The 17,438-nt window shown below is 67.3% G+C and carries 17 protein-coding genes; 13 read left to right on the top strand and 4 right to left on the bottom strand.

Features of this window, described 5'->3' with window-relative positions; all coding sequences use genetic code 11:
* Positions 1 to 141: 141 nt before the first annotated feature.
* Positions 142 to 1,068 carry a phenylacetic acid degradation operon negative regulatory protein PaaX gene (gene paaX / locus BDK63_RS08010; RefSeq protein ID WP_183330849.1) on the top strand — a complete coding sequence of 309 codons (927 nt, stop codon included), beginning with the start codon at positions 142 to 144 and terminating at the stop codon, positions 1,066 to 1,068.
* A gap of 117 nt (positions 1,069 to 1,185) precedes the next feature.
* On the opposite strand, the gene paaY is transcribed toward paaX, so the two are convergent.
* Both paaY and paaN read right to left on the bottom strand, forming a co-directional pair.
* Complete coding sequence (gene paaY, locus BDK63_RS08005; protein WP_183330848.1) at positions 1,186 to 1,800, bottom strand: phenylacetic acid degradation protein PaaY; 615 nt, start codon at positions 1,798 to 1,800, stop codon at positions 1,186 to 1,188.
* A gap of 11 nt (positions 1,801 to 1,811) precedes the next feature.
* On the bottom strand, positions 1,812 to 3,488 hold the full coding sequence (gene paaN / locus BDK63_RS08000) for a phenylacetic acid degradation protein PaaN (RefSeq protein WP_183330847.1): 1,677 nt from the start codon (positions 3,486 to 3,488) through the stop codon (positions 1,812 to 1,814).
* 396 nt (positions 3,489 to 3,884) lie between these two features.
* Here paaN and paaF point away from each other — a divergent pair, with 396 nt between their 5' ends.
* The 12 genes from paaF to paaZ all read left to right on the top strand — a co-directional run bounded on the left by paaF (position 3,885) and on the right by paaZ (position 16,103).
* Positions 3,885 to 4,658, top strand: a complete 774-nt coding sequence (gene paaF / locus BDK63_RS07995) for a 2,3-dehydroadipyl-CoA hydratase PaaF (RefSeq protein WP_183330846.1) — start codon at positions 3,885 to 3,887, stop codon at positions 4,656 to 4,658.
* Between the two features lie 16 nt (positions 4,659 to 4,674).
* Complete coding sequence (gene paaG / locus BDK63_RS07990; protein ID WP_183330845.1) at positions 4,675 to 5,466, top strand: 2-(1,2-epoxy-1,2-dihydrophenyl)acetyl-CoA isomerase PaaG; 792 nt, start codon at positions 4,675 to 4,677, stop codon at positions 5,464 to 5,466.
* A gap of 84 nt (positions 5,467 to 5,550) precedes the next feature.
* A complete protein-coding gene (paaH, locus tag BDK63_RS07985; RefSeq protein WP_183330844.1) occupies positions 5,551 to 7,098 on the top strand; it encodes a 3-hydroxyacyl-CoA dehydrogenase PaaH in 1,548 nt (515 codons plus the stop codon).
* Positions 7,091 to 7,558 carry a hydroxyphenylacetyl-CoA thioesterase PaaI gene (gene paaI / locus BDK63_RS07980; RefSeq protein ID WP_183330843.1) on the top strand — a complete coding sequence of 156 codons (468 nt, stop codon included), beginning with the start codon at positions 7,091 to 7,093 and terminating at the stop codon, positions 7,556 to 7,558. Before paaH ends, paaI begins: the two co-directional genes overlap by 8 nt.
* Positions 7,555 to 8,760 (top strand): 3-oxoadipyl-CoA thiolase, encoded by a 1,206-nt coding sequence (gene pcaF / locus BDK63_RS07975; RefSeq protein ID WP_183330842.1) that lies wholly within the window; start codon positions 7,555 to 7,557, stop codon positions 8,758 to 8,760. The genes paaI and pcaF overlap by 4 nt, the downstream gene beginning before the upstream one ends.
* Positions 8,761 to 8,800: 40 nt before the next feature.
* Entirely contained in the window at positions 8,801 to 10,114 is a 1,314-nt protein-coding gene (gene paaK, locus BDK63_RS07970) for a phenylacetate--CoA ligase PaaK (protein ID WP_183330841.1), read from the top strand.
* A gap of 126 nt (positions 10,115 to 10,240) precedes the next feature.
* Positions 10,241 to 11,197 carry a 1,2-phenylacetyl-CoA epoxidase subunit PaaA gene (gene paaA, locus BDK63_RS07965; protein WP_246385949.1) on the top strand — a complete coding sequence of 319 codons (957 nt, stop codon included), beginning with the start codon at positions 10,241 to 10,243 and terminating at the stop codon, positions 11,195 to 11,197.
* A gap of 12 nt (positions 11,198 to 11,209) precedes the next feature.
* Complete coding sequence (gene paaB, locus BDK63_RS07960) at positions 11,210 to 11,497, top strand: 1,2-phenylacetyl-CoA epoxidase subunit PaaB (RefSeq protein WP_183330839.1); 288 nt, start codon at positions 11,210 to 11,212, stop codon at positions 11,495 to 11,497.
* Between the two features lie 19 nt (positions 11,498 to 11,516).
* The gene (paaC, locus tag BDK63_RS07955) at positions 11,517 to 12,281 is read left to right on the top strand and encodes a 1,2-phenylacetyl-CoA epoxidase subunit PaaC (RefSeq protein ID WP_183330838.1); all 765 of its coding nucleotides are present in this window, start codon (positions 11,517 to 11,519) and stop codon (positions 12,279 to 12,281) included.
* A gap of 21 nt (positions 12,282 to 12,302) precedes the next feature.
* The gene (gene paaD, locus BDK63_RS07950) at positions 12,303 to 12,842 is read left to right on the top strand and encodes a 1,2-phenylacetyl-CoA epoxidase subunit PaaD (protein ID WP_183330837.1); all 540 of its coding nucleotides are present in this window, start codon (positions 12,303 to 12,305) and stop codon (positions 12,840 to 12,842) included.
* Positions 12,806 to 13,948 carry a 1,2-phenylacetyl-CoA epoxidase subunit PaaE gene (gene paaE / locus BDK63_RS07945; RefSeq protein WP_281379260.1) on the top strand — a complete coding sequence of 381 codons (1,143 nt, stop codon included), beginning with the start codon at positions 12,806 to 12,808 and terminating at the stop codon, positions 13,946 to 13,948. Before paaD ends, paaE begins: the two co-directional genes overlap by 37 nt.
* A gap of 112 nt (positions 13,949 to 14,060) precedes the next feature.
* Positions 14,061 to 16,103: a phenylacetic acid degradation bifunctional protein PaaZ gene (gene paaZ, locus BDK63_RS07940; RefSeq protein ID WP_183330836.1), complete on the top strand. Its 2,043-nt coding sequence runs from the start codon at positions 14,061 to 14,063 to the stop codon at positions 16,101 to 16,103.
* Between the two features lie 138 nt (positions 16,104 to 16,241).
* Here paaZ and BDK63_RS07935 read toward each other — a convergent pair whose 3' ends face one another.
* Positions 16,242 to 16,646 (bottom strand): hypothetical protein, encoded by a 405-nt coding sequence (locus BDK63_RS07935; RefSeq protein ID WP_183330835.1) that lies wholly within the window; start codon positions 16,644 to 16,646, stop codon positions 16,242 to 16,244.
* Positions 16,647 to 16,826: 180 nt separating this feature from the next.
* Positions 16,827 to 17,438: TRAP transporter large permease subunit (locus tag BDK63_RS07930; RefSeq protein WP_183330834.1), on the bottom strand; the 612-nt coding region annotated here is incomplete at its 5' end.

Here is a 17,438-nt window from a genome sequence, read left to right as displayed (position 1 = left end):
GCCCCTTCGATGGCACGAGGCAACCTGACACACTTCCTGTGGTAAGATCCTTCGCAACCGTAACATTCGGCTGCCATGGCCCGGACGCCCTCGAGGCCAGGGCCCTTTGCAACTCCTGGAGAGAGGGAACCGGCTCGTATCATGTCATCCGCCACCGAATGCGTCTCCGCCCTCATCGATGACTTCCAGCAGCGCCGTCCGATCCGTGCCGGCTCGCTGATCATCACCGTCTACGGCGATGCCATCGTGCCCCGCGGCGGTACCGTCTGGCTGGGCAGCCTGTCGAAGCTGGTGGAGCCCATCGGCATCAACGAGCGGCTGGTGCGCACCTCGGTCTATCGCCTGACCCGGGAGACCTGGCTGCAGGGGGAGAAGGTGGGCCGGCGCAGCTACTACAGCCTGAGCGGGCCGGGGCGGCGCCGCTTCGAGCAGGCCTTCAAGCGCGTCTATCACGGCGTCCAGGCGCCCTGGTCGGGCCAGTGGACCCTGGTGCTGCTGAGCCAGCTGGACAGCAGCCGACGCCAGAAGGTGCGCGACGAGCTGGAGTGGCTGGGCTTCGGCCACTTCGCCCCGGGGCTGCTCGCCCACCCCATGCTCGGCCGCAGCGAGGCCATGGCCGCCCTCCAGGAGCTGGGCGCCGCCGACGAGGCCATCGTGCTGCAGACCGAGGCCCTGGAGCCCCTGGCCAGCAAGCCGCTGCGCCTGCAGGTGCGCGAGAGCTGGAACCTCGACGAGCTGGCCGAGCATTACCAGCGCTTCCTGACCCTCTTCCGCCCGCTGTGGAAGGCGCTCAACGAGGAGAACCACCTCGACGAGGAGGCCTGCTTCATCGCCCGCACCCTGCTGATCCACGAGTACCGCCGGGTGCAGCTGCGCGACCCCCAGCTGCCCGACGAGCTGCTGCCCACCGCCTGGGAGGGGCGCAACGCCCACCAGCTGTGCCGCAACATCTACCGCATGATCTACCGCCGCGCCGAGAGCTGGCTCGACCGCCACCTGGAGACCGCCGAGGGTCCCCTGCCGGCCCCCGGCCCCAGCTTCTACCGACGCTTCGGCGGGCTGGACTAGGGCCCTGTGGCCGGCGCCTGCGCCCGGCCGACCCCACACGCGAACGCCCCCTGCCATGGCTCATGGCAGGGGGCGCTTGCTTCGTCACCGCCGGCAACGCCGGCGTGTCCCGTCACCTCATGAGCGGTCCTGCTGGCCCAGGGTCTGCTGCTTGGGCTGGGTATCGCCGGCGTTCAGCCGCGGCCGGCCGGCCTCCAGCTCGGCCAGCGGCTCGCAGGGCTCCAGGCTGTCGCGGCAGCGCTCGGTCAGGCGCTGGTACTCGCGGGTGCCCTGCTGCTTCCAGGCGATCTCCTCGTCGCTCAGCTCCCGCTTGACCTTGGCCGGCGCGCCCATCACCAGCGACCGGGGCGGGCACTCGAAGCCGGTCTTGACGAAGGCCGCCGCGGCGACGATGGAGCGGGCGCCGATCACCGCGTTGTCCATCACCACGGCGTTCATGCCCACCATGGCGTCCTGGCCCACCACGCAGCCGTGCAGCACCGCGCCATGGCCGATATGGCCATCCTTCTCCACCCGGGTGACGCAGCCGGGGAAGCCATGCATCACGCAGGTGTCCTGGAGGTTGGCCCCCTCCTCCAGCACCAGCTGGCCGAAGTCGCCGCGCATCACCGCGCCGGGGCCCACGTAGCAGCCCGGGCCGACGATGACGTCACCGATCAGCACCGCGGTGGGATGCACATAGGCGGTGGGGTGTACCACCGGGGTGACCCCCTCGAGTCGATAACAGGGCATCTGGTGTCTCCTCAGTCAGGCTGGCCGTGGCGACGGCTCTGCACCACCACGAAGCGACGGGCCACGAAGCCCTGGTCGCACAGGGAAGCGTTGGCCGCCGGGTTGCCGCCGGTGGCGTGGAAGTCGCTGAAGGCGGCGGACTGGTTGACGAAGACGCCGCCGTCCAGATTCAGCGACAGCGGAGCCGCCACCGCCATGGCCAGCTCCTCGAACTGCTCGGCCACGGCGTCATCGGTGGTGTAGGCCCCCAGGGTGATGGCGCCCTTCTCGCCGATCACCTCGCGGGCGAGCCGGATGCTGTGGGCGGTGCTGTCGGTGGCGATCACGAAGCTGATCGGGCCGAACCGCTCCTCGCCGAAGGCGTCGCGCCGGCTGGCGTCCACCTTGAGCAGCAGCGGGGTGTGGATGCGCGCCCGGGGGTACTGGGCGTGCTCGCGGGGCTCGCTGTCCAGCAGCACCTCGCCCAGGCCGCGGCACGCGTCGATGCGGGCGGCGGTGGCCGGCGACTGGATGGCCCCCAGCACGGCGCAGGCACGGTCGTTGTCGGAGAGGAACGTCTCGACGGCCCTGGCCAGGGCGCCGGCCACCTCGTCGAAGGAGAGTCGGCCCTCGGCGGTCCTGATGCCCTCCTTCGGCACGTAGATCGCCTGGGGACTCGTGCACATCTGGCCGGCGTAGAGACTCAGGCTGAAGGCGAGGTTCTGGGCCACCGGCTTGATCTGCTCGACGCTGTCGATGATCACGGTGTTGATGCCGGCCTTCTCGGTGAAGACCTGGGCCTGGGTCGCGTTCTGCTCCAGCCACTCGCCGAAGGCGTTGGAGCCGGTGAAGTCGATCAGCTTCACGGCCGGCTCCAGGGCCAGTTGCTTGGTCACCGGGGCCTCGGCGGTATCCGGCACCAGGCTGACCAGGCAGGGGTCGAAGCCGGCCTCCTCGAGCACCTCCTGGGCGACCCGGGCGGTCATGGCCACCGGCAGGATGGCGGCCGGGTGCGGCTTGAGGATCACCGGGTTGCCGGTGGCCAGGCTGGCGAACAGCCCCGGGTAGGTGTTCCAGGTGGGGAAGGTGGAGCAGGCCACCACCAGGGAGATGCCGCGGGGCACGATGTGGTAGCGCTTGTCGAGCACCAGGGGGTCATGCTTCCCCTGGGGCTTCACCCACCTGGCCGTCGCCGGCACCCGGGACATCGCCTGCCAGGCATAGGTCACGGCCTCGAGGCCGCGGTCCTGGGCGTGGGGGCCGCCGGCCTGGAAGGCCATCATCGGCGCCTGGCCGCTGGTGTGGGTCACCGCCTGGGCAATGTCCGGGCTCATGGCGTTCAGGCGCGCCAGGATCTCCAGGCAGACACCCACCCGGGCCTCGGCGCCGGCGTCGCGCCAGGCGGGCATCGCCGCCTGCATCGCCGCGATCAGCGCGCCCTGCTCGGGCTGGTCATAGGTCACGCCCAGCTCGAAGCCGTAGGGGGAGGCCTCGCCACCCACCTGGCCGGCCACCGCCGGCACCTTGAGGGGGAAGGGCCGTCCGAGCAGGGCCTCGAAGCGCCGGGAGGCCCCCTTCACCGCCTCCTCCGGATACTTCTTGATGTTCTCGGGAAAGGGGCTCCAGAAACCGCGGCTGGTAATGGCCTCGACGGCCTGGTCGAGGGTCTCGCGGTGACGGTCGAACAACTGCTGGGCGTGTCGTGACATTGCGGTTCCTGCGCAGCGGGAGGCTGTATTCGATACGATATTGATAGAAAGACTATCCATAGCGTAACAAAACATCAAACCCCGACTCGCCACGCCTTCTCCCGGGCGCCCGAGACAAGCCCAAAGTCCATATTAATATCAGATGGTTACGGGAGAACACCGCGTCACCAGCGGCGGGTTTCGACCATGGTATAACCTCGCCTTCCGGGCGGGCGATTTGCTGTCACAACCTCCTGAAAAGCAAGCCGAATCCTTGGGGCCTACGGCATAAACGATACATCATGTCGACCACGTTCGATTTGATGCGTATCAAAAAAAACCTATACTCGACCCAGGCTCACCCGCACTGACCGCGGGCCCTTGCCGTGCCTACCCCGTGCCGAAGACGAGGACACCATGCCGAATCACCTGATCGTCGAGGAGCCGCAGAGAGGGGTGCTGCGCATCACCCTGCACCGCCCGGAGGCGCTTAACGCCCTCAACACCGCCCTGCTGGGGGAGCTGGCCGAGTCCCTCACCGCCGCCGAGCAGGACCCCGAGGTGCGCGCCGTGGTGATCACCGGCAGCCAGCGCGCCTTCGCCGCCGGCGCCGACATCAAGGAGATGGCCGAGCGCGACCTGGTGGGCATCCTCGAGGATCCCCGCCAGCGCCACTGGGCCACCATCGCCCGCTTCGGCAAGCCGATCGTCGCCGCCGTCAACGGCTTCTGCCTGGGGGGTGGCTGCGAGCTCGCCATGCACGCCGACATCCTGGTCGCCGGCGAGGACGCCCGCTTCGGCCAGCCCGAGATCAACCTCGGCATCATGCCCGGCGCCGGCGGCACCCAGCGCCTGGTGCGCGCCGTGGGCAAGGCGCTGGCCACCCAGATGGTGCTCACCGGCGAGCCGATCTCCGCTCGCCGCGCCCGGGAGGCGGGCCTGGTCAGCGAGATCACCCAGCCCGAGCTGACCGTGGAGCGCGCCATCGCCATCGCCGAGACCATCGCCACCAAGGCGCCGCTGGCCGTGCGCCTGGCCCGGGAGGCGCTGCACAAGGCCGAGGACACCGACCTGGCCACCGGCCTGCGCTTCGAGCGCCACGCCTTCACCCTGCTGGCCGGCACCGACGATCGCGAAGAGGGCATCCGCGCCTTCCAGGAAAAACGCCCCGCCACCTTCAGCGGCCACTGAACACAGGAAATCGATCATGAGTGAAGCGCCCCTGCTCTACACCGTGGAAGACGGCGTCGCCCGCCTCACGCTGAACCGCCCCGACAGCCTCAACAGCTTCAACGCCGAGCTGCACGCCGAGATGCGCCAGGCCCTCAAGGCCGTGCGCCAGGACAGCAGCGTGCGCGCCCTGCTGCTCACCGGCAACGGCCGCGGCTTCTGCGCCGGCCAGGACCTCTCCGACCGCAACGTGGCCCCCGGCGCCGAGGCGCCGGACCTGGGCGAATCCCTCGAGAAGCGCTACAACCCCATGCTGCGCGCCCTGCGCGACCTCCCCTTCCCCACCGTCTGTGCGGTGAACGGCGTGGCCGCCGGCGCCGGTGCCAACATCGCCCTGACCTGCGACATCGTGCTGGCGGCGCGCTCCGCCAGCTTCATCCAGGCCTTCTGCCGGATCGGCCTGGTGCCGGATTCCGGCGGCACCTGGAGCCTGCCGCGCCTGGTGGGCATGGCCCGCGCCAAGGGGCTGGCCATGCTGGGCGACAAGCTCAGCGCCGAGCAGGCCGAGCAGTGGGGCATGATCTGGAAGGTGGTGGACGACGAATCCCTGCAGGACGAGGCGCTCACCCTGGCCCGCCACCTGGCCACCCAGCCGACCCGGGGCCTGGCGCTGATCAAGCGCGCCCTGCACGCCAGCGCCGACAACGACTTCGACGCCCAGCTCGACCTGGAGCGCGACCTGCAGCGCCTGGCCGGCCGCACCGCCGACTACCGCGAGGGCGTGGCCGCCTTCATGGAGAAACGCCAGCCCAGCTTCAAGGGGGAGTGACCATGCTCGTCCTGACGACGGCTCACGCGCTTGGTGCGCGGATGGACAAACGCGCTTCACACACCAGCTTCAAGGGGGAGTGAGATGCCCGCCCTCGCAACCCACGACATCATCGCCGTGATCGGCGCCGGCGCCATGGGCGCCGGCATCGCCCAGGTGGCGGCCCAGGCCGGCCATCCGGTGCGCCTCTACGACAACCGCGACGGCGCCGCCCGGGCCGGCATCGATGGCGTGCGCCGCCAGCTCGAGAAGCGCGTGGCCCGGGGCAAGATGGCTCAGGACGAGGTCGACGCCATCATCGCGCGCATGGCGCCGGCCGCCACCCTGGCGGAGCTTGCCGACAGCCGCCTGGTGGTGGAGGCCATCGTCGAGAACCTGGAGGTCAAGCGCGGCGTCTTCGCCGAGCTGGAGGCCCTCTGCGGCCCCGACACCCTGCTCACCAGCAACACCTCCTCGCTCTCCATCACCTCCATCGCCGCCGGCCTCGAGCGCCCCGAGCGCGTGGCCGGCCTGCACTTCTTCAACCCCGCGCCGGTGATGAAGCTGGTCGAGGTGATCTCGGGCCTGGCCACCGACGCCGAGGTCGCCGAGACCCTCCATGCCACCGCCGCGGCCTGGGGCAAGGTGCCGGTCCACGCCAGCTCCACGCCCGGCTTCATCGTCAACCGCGTCGCCCGCCCCTTCTACGCCGAGGGGCTGCGCCTGATGCAGGAGGGCGTGGCCGCCCCCGCCACCCTGGACGCCCTGCTGCGCCAGGCCGGCGGCTTTCGCATGGGGCCCTTCGAGCTGATGGACCTGATCGGCCACGACGTCAACTACGCCGTGACCCGCTCGGTGTTCGACGCCTACTACGGCGACACCCGCTTCGAGCCCTCCCTGGTGCAGCAGGCACTGGTGGAGGCCGACCGACTGGGGCGCAAGAGCGGCCAGGGCTTCTACGACTATCGAGAGCGTGAAGGGCAGCGTGACGGTGCCACCTCCGTCGCGCCCGACTTCGCTCCCGCCGCCGAGGCCGAGCTGCCGCCGCTGGTGGCCGAAGGCCAGCTCGGCGCCATCGCGCCGCTGGTGGCCCGCGCCGAGGCCGCCGGTGTCGCGGTGGTGCGCCGGGAGAGCATCTCCGGCGAGGCCCGCCTGCGCCTGGGCGGCCTGACGCTCGCGCTGAGCGACGGTCGCTGCGCCGCCGAGCGTGCCCGGGACGAGGGCCTCGAGGCCCTGGTGCTGTTCGATCTCTGTCTGGACTACGGGCACGCCAGCGCCATTGCCCTGGCGGCAAGCCCCGGCGTCGACGCCGAGGCCCGCGAGCAGGCCACCGCGCTCTTCCAGCGCCTGGGCCTGGACGTTGCCTGGCTCACCGATACCCCTGGCCTCGCGGTGCTGCGCACCGTGGCGATGCTCGCCAACGAGGCCGCCGACGCCGTGCTCCAGGGCGTGTGCAGCGCCCGGGACGGCGATCTCGCCATGCAGGCCGGCGTCAACTACCCGCGCGGGCCCCTGGCCTGGGCCGATGCGCTGGGCCTGGCCTTCGTCCACCGCACCCTGACCCACCTGCAGCAGAGCTACGGCGAGGAGCGCTACCGCGCCTCCTTCCTGCTGCGACGCAAGGCCCTGGCCGAGGAGACCTTCCATGACTGATCGCGATCTGAGCCCCCAGCAGCTGGCCGAGGCCTGCGCCGACGCCATGTTCTCCCGCGACAACGCCAGCCGGGGCCTGGGCATGCGCATCGAGAGCGTGGCCCCGGGGCGCGCCGTGCTGACCATGACCGTGCGCGAGGAGATGGTGCAGGGCCACGGCCACTGCCACGGCGGCTTCATCTTCACCCTGGCGGACTCCGCCTTCGCCTTCGCCTGCAACAGCTATGACGAGGCCACCGTGGCGTCGGGCTGCAGCATCGACTACCTGGGCCCGGGCCAGCTCGGCGACGTGCTCACCGCCACCGCCGAGGAGCGCAGCCGCCGCGGCCGCACCGGTATCTACGACATCACCGTGCGCAACCAGCACGGCGATGAGGTCGCCCTGTTCCGCGGCCGCTCCTACAAGATCCGCGGCACCGTTCGCCGCCTGGAAGAGACCGCCGCAGAGAGCCAAGCATGAAAGACGCCCTGATCATCGACGCCATCCGCACCCCCATCGGCCGCTACGGCGGCGCCCTCTCCCCGGTACGTCCCGACGACCTGGGCGCCGTGCCCCTGCGCGCCCTGATGGCGCGCAACCCCACGGTCGAGTGGACAGAGATCGACGACATCTTCTACGGCTGCGCCAACCAGGCCGGCGAGGACAACCGCAACGTGGCCCGCATGTCGGCGCTACTGGCCGGCCTGCCGGTGGAGGTGCCCGGCACCACCCTCAACCGCCTGTGCGGTTCCGGCATGGACGCCATCGGCAACGCCGCCCGCGCCATCAAGGCGGGCGAGGCGGGGCTGATGATCGCCGGCGGCGTCGAGTCCATGTCCCGGGCGCCCTTCGTGATGGGCAAGGCCGAGCAGGCCTTCTCGCGCAGCGCCGAGGTCTTCGACACCACCATCGGCTGGCGCTTCGTCAATCGCCAGATGAAGGCGCAGTTCGGCATCGACTCCATGCCGGAGACCGCCGAGAACGTCGCCGAGCAGTTCAACATCTCCCGGGAAGACCAGGACGCCTTCGCCCTGCGCAGCCAGCAGCGCACCGCCGCCGCCATGGAGGCGGGCCGCCTGGCCGAGGAGATCGTTCCCGTCGAGGTGCCGCGCCGCAAGCAGGCGCCGCAGGTGGTCGATACCGACGAGCACCCCCGTGCCTCCACCACCCTGGAGCAGCTGGCCAAGTTGCCCACCCCCTTCCGCGAGGGCGGCAGCGTCACCGCCGGCAACGCCTCCGGGGTCAACGACGGCGCCTGCGCCCTGCTGCTCGCCTCGCCGGAAGCCGCCGAGCGCTACGGACTCCGGGCCCGCGCCCGGGTGGTGGGCATGGCCACCGCCGGCGTCGAGCCGCGCATCATGGGCTTCGGCCCGGCCCCGGCGAGCCGCAAGGTGCTCGAACAGACCGGCCTGACCCTCGACCAGATGGACGTGATAGAGCTCAACGAGGCCTTCGCCGCCCAGGCGCTGGCCGTGACCCGCGACCTCGGCCTTCCCGACGACGCCGGGCACGTCAACCCCAATGGCGGCGCCATTGCCCTGGGCCACCCGCTGGGCATGAGCGGGGCCCGCCTGGTGACCACCGCCCTGCATGAACTGGAACGCCGGCAGGGACGCTACGCGCTGTGCACCATGTGCATCGGCGTGGGTCAGGGCATCGCCCTGATCATCGAGCGCCTCTGAGACAGCGCACAACAACATCCCCTGCGACCGGAGATTCCCGATGAACCAGACCGTGAAGCGTATCGACACCGCCAGCCTCGACCCCCTGGAGACCGCCAGCCTCGACGAGCTGCGCGCCACCCAGGTCCAGCGCCTGCAGTGGAGCCTCAAGCACGCCTACGACAACGTGCCCTTCTATCGCGACTCCTTCGACCGCGCCGGCGTGCACCCCGAGGATGTCAGGAGCCTCGAGGACCTAGGCAAGCTCCCCTTCACCACCAAGGCCGACCTGCGCGACCACTACCCCTTCGGCATGTTCGCCACGCCGATGAGCGAGATCGTGCGGGTCCACGCCTCCAGCGGCACCACCGGCCAGCCCACCGTGGTGGGCTACACCCAGCGTGACATCGACACCTGGGCCGACGTGGTGGCCCGCTCCATCCGTGCCGCCGGCGGCACCCGCAACGACAAGGTGCACGTGGCCTACGGCTACGGCCTGTTCACCGGCGGGCTCGGCGCCCACTACGGCGCCGAGCGCCTGGGCTGCGCGGTGATCCCGATGTCCGGCGGCCAGACCGAGAAGCAGGTCCAGCTGATCCGCGACTTCCAGCCGGACATCATCATGGTCACCCCCTCCTACATGCTCAACATCGCCGACGAGATGGAGCGCCAGGGCATCGACCCGCACCAGCTGCCGCTGCGCGCCGGCATCTTCGGCGCCGAGCCCTGGACCAACGACATGCGCCTGGCGCTGGAGCGGCGCCTGGGCATCGACGCCCTGGACATCTACGGCCTCTCCGAGGTGATGGGGCCGGGGGTGGGCATGGAGTGCCTGGAGACCAAGGATGGCCCGACCATCTGGGAGGACCACTTCTACCCCGAGATCATCGACCCGGTCACCGGCGAGGTGTTGCCGGACGGCGAGTATGGCGAGCTGGTCTTCACCACCCTCACCAAGGAGGCGCTGCCAGTGATCCGCTACCGCACCCGCGACCTCACCCGCCTGCTGCCGGGCACCGCGCGTCCCATGCGCCGCATCGACAAGATCACCGGCCGCAGCGACGACATGCTGATCATCCGCGGGGTCAACGTCTTCCCGACCCAGATCGAGGAGCAGCTGCTCAAGATCGAGCAGCTCTCCCCCCACTACGAGATCGAGGTCACCCGCCAGGGCAACATGGACATGGTCCGGGTCCGCGTCGAGGCATGCAGCAACGACGTGGCCCGGGACCCGGTGACCTGCGAGCAGCTGGGCAAGCACCTGCAGCACGCCATCAAGACCTACGTGGGCATCAGCACCCAGGTCGATGTCTGCGGCGTGGAGGAGGTCATGCGCTCCGTCGGCAAGGCCAGGCGCGTCAAGGACCTGCGCTGATCGACAATTGCGACACAGATTAAACTTTTGGATCTTGTTTATCGTGTCGCTTTTACGGTCTATCTGCTATGCTGAGCTGACAGCTCGAGCAGCACAGGCTCAAATCCAACAATGGAGAGTGTCACGATGTCCTCCGAACAGCAGCTATCTCTTCAAGAACAGCAGTTTATGGACAAGATCAAGGCTGAAGAGAAGATCGAGCCCAAGGACTGGATGCCCGAGAAGTACCGCAAGAACCTGATACGCCAGATCTCCCAGCATGCGCATTCCGAAGTCATCGGGATGCAGCCGGAGGGCAACTTCCTCACCCGGGCCCCCTCCCTGCGCCGCAAGGCGATCCTGCTGTCGAAGATCCAGGATGAGGCCGGCCACGGGCTCTACCTCTACAGCGCGGCGGAGACCCTGGGAATCTCCCGCGACGAGATGATCGAGGCACTGCAGAGCGGCCGGGCCAAGTACGCCTCCATCTTCAACTACCCGGCCCTGACCTGGGCCGACATGGGGGCGATCGGCTGGCTGGTGGATGGCGCAGCCATCGTCAACCAGGTATCCCTGCAGCGCACCTCCTATGGCCCCTACTCCCGCGGCATGATTCGCATCTGCAAGGAAGAGAGTTTCCATCAGCGTCAGGGCTACGACATCATGCTGAGCCTGGTCAACGGCAGTCCCGAACAGAAGGCCATGGCCCAGGACGCGCTGAACCGGTTCTACTGGCCGGCACTGATGATGTTCGGTCCCCACGACTCCGAGTCCGCGCACTCCGCCAAGTCCATGGAGTGGAAGATCAAGCGCGAGACCAACGATGACCTCCGGCAGAAGTTCATCGACCAGACCGCGTCACAGATCGAATTCCTGGGGCTCGAGCACCCGGACAAGGACCTGAAGTGGAACGAGGAACGCGGCCACTACGACAGCGGCGAGATCGACTGGGAGGAGTTCCATAACGTGATCGCCGGTAACGGTCACTGCAACCGTCAGCGCCTGGAGCACCATATCAAGGCGCACCAGGAAGGCGCCTGGGTGCGTGAAGCGCTGGCTGCCTACAACGCCAAGAAACAAGCCAAGCACACCGAAGCCGCCTGAGGAGTTATCGTCATGCAAGACAACGCCCTGGAACTCTTTGAGGTCTTTATCCGCTCCAAGCGCGGGCTCGACCACAAGCATGTCGGCAGCCTGCACTCCGAAGACCACGAACAGGCGCTGGAGTATGCCCGAGATGTCTATACCCGACGCAGCGAAGGCGTAAGCATCTGGGTGGTCAAGTCAAGCGACATCTGCGCCTCACAGGAAGACGACGCGGAAGACTTCTTCGATCCCAACGATGACAAACCCTATCGGCACGCGACTTATTACGAACTCCCCGATGCCGTCAACAACATGTAGCCGCTCAGGAGACTACGTAATGAGTGATACCCTCAAGGATGCCACCCTCGAATATGCGGTTCGCCTGGGCGATGACGCCAACGTCCTGGGTCACCGAATCTCCGAATGGGTCAGTCATGGCCCCTTCCTGGAGGAAGACATCGCCTATGCCAACGTGGCGCTGGACTACATCGGTCGCGCCCGCATGTTCTACGGCTATGCGTCGGAGCTGGCCAGCGATGGGCGCACCGAGGACGACTTCGCCTACATGCGCGACGACCGTCAGTACCAGAACCTGCTGCTGATGGAGATGCCGAGGGGAGACTTTGCCTACTCCCAGGTTCGCCAGCTGCTCATCGATGTCTACTACAACCTGCTGCTGCCCCAGCTCGCCGAGTCCAGGGACGATACCCTGGCCGCCATCGCCGCCAAGGCGATCAAGGAGAGCCGCTATCACCTGCGCCGAAGCCGGGACTGGGTGCTGCGTCTGGGCGATGGCACCGAAGAGAGTCATCGACGCACCCAGGCCGCACTGGACAGCCTGTGGGGATACACCCACGAGATGTTCGAGATGGACGAGACCGAGCGACTGCTGGCCGACAGCGGCATTGCCGTCGACACCACCAGGCTGCGTGACGAGTGGCATCGGCAGGTCAGCAGCATCCTCACGGAAGCGACCCTGAGCGTGCCGGAAGATGGCTGGGCAGTGCGCGGTGGGCGCATCGGCTATCACACCGAGAACCTGGGCCACCTGCTGACGGAAATGCAGTTCGTACACCGCTCCTACCCTGGCTGCCAGTGGTAACCGCGTAACGGGTGCCCGATCATGAGTGCAATTTCATTGATGCCGGAAGAACATTACCACCGGCTGAGACAGCGTGACGCGTCCGAGGTCAGGGCGCTCTGGGATCTGCTCGATGAGGTCAAGGATCCTGAAATACCGGTGTTGAGCATCTGGGATCTCGGGATCCTGCGTGATATCGAGCGTCGGGGTGAACACATTATCGTGACCATAACACCGACCTATTCCGGCTGCCCGGCAATGGATACCATTACCGAAGATATCGCGGCTGCCCTGAGCGCAAAAGGCTACAGCAGCCATGAAGTCAAGGTTCAGCTATCACCGGCCTGGAGTTCCGAATGGATGTCGCCGGAGGGGCGTCGAAAACTGCGTAACTATGGGGTCGCCCCCCCGGAAGATGCCGATGCCACCGAGGACGGCCTGACACCGGATGCCCATGCACTGTGCCCGCATTGTGGCTCGAGTGATACACGACTCCTCAGCGAATTCGGCTCCACTGCCTGCAAGGCACTGTTCCAGTGCCAGGCATGCAGGGAGACCTTCGATTATTTCAAGAAAATATAGGCTACGTGATGTCTGACACGAACTTCTATACGTTGAGAATCGCCGACGTCCAGCCGGAAACAGATACCGCCATCCGCGTGACCTTCGATGTTCCCGATGAGCTGAAGGAAACCTTCAACTTCATTCAGGGCCAGTTCCTGACGCTGCGGACCCGAATCGAGGGAGAGGAGGTGCGCCGCTCCTACTCCATCTGCTCCGGCGTCAATGACGGGCACATGCGCGTCGGGATAAAGCGCGTCAAGAACGGAGTGTTCTCCAACTTCGCCAACGACCATTTCAAGCGCGGCATGGAGATCGATGTCATGCCGCCCCAGGGGAACTTCCATACCCCGCTAGATCCCGGGAACGCCAAGCGCTACATGTGCATTGCCGCGGGTTCCGGCATCACACCGATCCTGTCCATCATCAAGTCGGTGCTCGACATGGAGCCCGAGAGCAGGGTGACACTGATCTACGGCAACCGCCGCAGCAACTCGGTCATGTTCAAGGATGAGCTGAGCTTCGTGAAGAACCGCCACCTGGACCGCTTCCAGTGGATCAACATCATGAACTACGAGGATCAGGGAGCAGACCTTCTTAACGGCATCATCGACAACAGGAAAGGCTATGCCCTGCAGAAGAGCGGCCTGATCGATATCAGGAATACCGACGAGGCCTTTATCTGCGGCCCCGAGGCCATGATGGCTGAAGTCTCCCATGGCTTCCGCCTCGAGGGCCTTAGCAATGAGCAGATCCATTACGAACTCTTCGCCAACTCCGCGGCAGACTCCAGGAAGATGCTCGAGAAGGCACAGCAGCGCATCGCGGAATACGGTGAGGAGAAGACCAGCAAGGTCACCGTGGTCGCCGATGGCCGCTCGGTGATGTTCGACCTGGCCACGGTGGGCGAGAACATCCTGGACGCCGGCATTGCCAACGGCATGGACCTTCCCTACTCCTGCAAGGCGGGCGTCTGCTCCACCTGCAAGTGCAAGCTGGTCGTCGGCGAAGTCGACATGGACGTGACCCACGGCCTGGAGAAGCATGAGATCGAAGCGGGCTATGTGCTGAGCTGCCAGGCTCATCCCCTTTCCGATGAAGTGACGCTCGATTTCGATCAGCGCTGAGCCTGGCCGAGCCACCCGTCCCTCTCGATGCGCCCCCATTGCGCCCCGCTCTAGTCAGGGTGACTCACCGACGTGAGTCACCGGCCCACACTTTTCACTGGGAGAACACCTGATGTCCGTCCTTCAGAGTTTCATTGCCGGCCAGTGGCTGGGGGAAACGCCCGCCAGGGCGCTGCCCAGCGCCGTCAACGGCGATACCGTTGCCCATACCCATGAGGAAGCCATCGACTTCGCCCAGGCGGTCGACTACGCCCGCCGCATCGGCGTAAGGAACCTCCTGGCGCTGGACTTCCAGCAGCGGGCCGCCATCCTCAAGGAACTGGCCATCTACATCCAGGGCCGCAAGGATGAGCTCTACGCGATCTCTCATCATACCGGCTGCACCAGAGCCGATTCCTGGATCGACATCGACGGCGGCTTCGGCACCCTGTTCACCTACGCCTCCACCGGCCGCAAGGAGCTGCCCTCCGGCAACGTGGCCCATGAAGGGCCCGTGACCCAGCTGGGCAAGGATAACCACTTCAACGGCACCCATATCCTGGTGCCCCGCCGCGGTGTTTCCGTGCACATCAACGCCTTCAACTTCCCCATCTGGGGGATGCTGGAGAAGTTCGCCCCGGCCTTCCTGGCGGGCATGCCCTGCATCGTCAAGCCGGCGACCGCCACCAGCTACCTCACGGAAGCCGCCGTGCGCGTCATCAACGACTCCGGCCTGCTGCCCGAGGGGGCCCTGCAGCTGGTCATCGGCGGCACCGGCGACCTGCTGGACCGGCTGGAAGAGCAGGACTTCGTCACCTTCACCGGCTCTGCCAGCACCGCCCTGAAGCTCAAGAGCCACCCCAACATCATGGCGAAGAGCATCCCCTTCAATGCCGAAGCGGATTCTCTCAACAGCGCCATCATGGCCCCGGACGTCACGCCGGAGGACGACGAGTTCGATATCTTCGCCAGGGAAGTGGTGAAGGAGATGACCGCCAAGGCCGGCCAGAAATGTACCGCCATCCGTCGCGTGCTGGTGCCGGCCGAACGGCTGGATGCCCTGGTCGAACGCCTCACGGAGCGCCTGGACAAGATCACCTTCGGCAATCCGGCCGAGGAGGGCGTGCGCATGGGCGCGCTCGCCTCCCGGGACCAGCTCCGTGACGTCACGGACGCCATCGAACGCCTGCTGGCCACCAGCGAATGCGTCTATGGGCGTGCCGAGGGCCTCAAGCCCGTGGGGGAAGGCGTGGAGAACGGCGCCTATATCGCCCCCCACCTGCTGGTCAACCGCAACCCGTTGAACGATGGCGGCGCCCACGACATCGAGGCCTTCGGCCCGGTGACGACCCTGATGCCCTACCACGGCATCGACGAGGCCCTGGCCCTCGCCGCCAAGGGCAAGGGCAGCCTGGTCACCACCCTGACCACCCGGGACCCGGCCATCGCCGCCGAGATGATCCCGGTACTGGCCGCCCAGCATGGCCGCCTGCATATCCTCGACGCCGAAGCGTCCAGGGAGTCCACCGGGCACGGCTCACCGCTGCCGATGCTCAAGCACGGCGGCCCCGGTCGCGCCGGCGGCGGGGAAGAGCTCGGCGGCATCCGCGCGGTGCATCACTACCTGCAGCGCACCGCCATCCAGGGCTCGCCCACCATGGTCGCCGCGGTGACCCGTGAATACGTGCGTGGCGCCCGGGTGATCGAACACGATATTCACCCCTTCCGTCGCCACTTCGACGACCTGCAGGTGGGCGAGTCCCTGCTGACCCATCGCCGCACCGTCACCGAAGCCGACATCGTCAACTTCGGCTGCCTCTCCGGCGACCACTTCTACATGCACTTCGACGAGATCGCCGCCAAGGAGACCCAGTTCGGCCAGCGCATCGCCCACGGCTACTTCGTGCTCTCCGCCGCCGCCGGCCTGTTCGTCTACCCGGGCGAGGGCCCCGTGCTGGCCAACTACGGCCTCGACACCCTGCGGTTCATCACCCCGGTCGCCATCGGCGACACCATCCGTGCGCGCCTCACCTGCAAGCGCAAGATCGACCAGGGCCGTACCTCTCCCGAGGGGCACCCCCAGGGCGTGGTCATGTGGGACGTGGCGGTCACCAACCAGCACGACGAGCTGGTGGCCAGCTATGACATCCTGACCCTGGTGGCGAAGCGACAGTAGTCGCCACCAGCGCTCCCTGCCAAGCCGCCTGCCGGGGCCGCGGCCCCGGCCCCGGCCTACCCACCATCCCATTCGACGACTCCCCTACATGCGACGACCGCGCCCAGCCGAGAGAGGCTGGGTGCGGCCTCCTGCGTCTTATGCCGTCGCCGGTTCGGCCTCCCGGTCCCCGCGGCCCATGAAGGCCTCGGCGTTGGGGCAGAAGCCGCGGCACGCCTCGGCCTCGGAGAAGGCGCGCATCGCCTGCCAGCAGCGGCCCACCTCGGAGCAGCGGTTGCATCGCTCCTCGAGCCCGGCCAGCTCCGCCTCGGCGATGGCCGCCGGGTCCACCGCGAAGGTGGTCATCATCGCCGGCATCAGCACCTCGGAGGAGCGGAAGTCGGCCACCCGACGGTCGTCCAGGCTGCGCGCCACCGCCTTCTCCAGCGGCGGACTGAGCGGCTGCTCCAGGTCCCGGGCCAGTTGCTCGAGCGCCTCGGGGGCGTGGCGGCGCAGCTCGCGAACGACCCGCTCGCCCTGAATATAATCTGACAGCCTCTCCATAACGCTCTCCTTTCTCTGGTATCACTTCATGGCATGCTGTCAGCTTAGTGGAAAGGAGAAGCCCCCGGTTTGACCGAGGTCAAACCGGGGGCTTCTTGATACACTTCAAAGATTTCAAATCTATAAATGGTGTCGCTTATGCAGCCGCGCGCTGCTGCGACCCGGCGCCACGGTCGGCCCTCAATAGAGCAGCTGGGGCAGGAACAGCACGATCGCCGGGAACACCAGCACCAGCAGCGCCCGTATCGTACCGGCCACCCAGAACGGCGTCACGCCACGGAAGATCGTCCCCGTGGAAACGTCCGGCAGCACCGCCCGCAGCACGAAGACGTTCATCCCCACCGGCGGCGTGATCAGGCTGATCTCGATCACGATCACCACCAGGATGCCGAACCACACCAGGTCGTAGCCCAGCCCCGCCACCACCGGGAAGAACACCGGCACCGTCAGCAGCAGCATCGACATGCTCTCGAACACGCAGCCCAGCACCACGTAGATGGCGATGATCGTCAGGATCACCACGAAGGGCGCCACGTTCAGCCCGTTGACCAGCGCCAGCAGGTCATTGGGCAGCCCGGCCCGGTTGACGAAGTTGGCGAAGATCAGCGCCGTCAGCACCACCGCGAACAGCATCGCCGTGGTCCGCACCGTGTCCATCAGCACCGCCATCAGCACCCGCGGCGTCAGCGCGCGGCGAATCAGGGCGATCAGGAAGGCGCCCATGGCGCCGATGCCGGCCGCCTCGGTGGGCGTGAACACCCCCAGGTAGATGCCGCCGATCACCAGCACGAA

The sequence above is a fragment of the Halomonas campaniensis genome (assembly GCF_014193375.1).
Classification (GTDB): Bacteria; Pseudomonadota; Gammaproteobacteria; order Pseudomonadales; family Halomonadaceae; genus Halomonas; species Halomonas campaniensis.
Note: the sequence above shows the minus strand (reverse complement) of the source record. Positions and strands in the feature narration are given on the sequence as shown.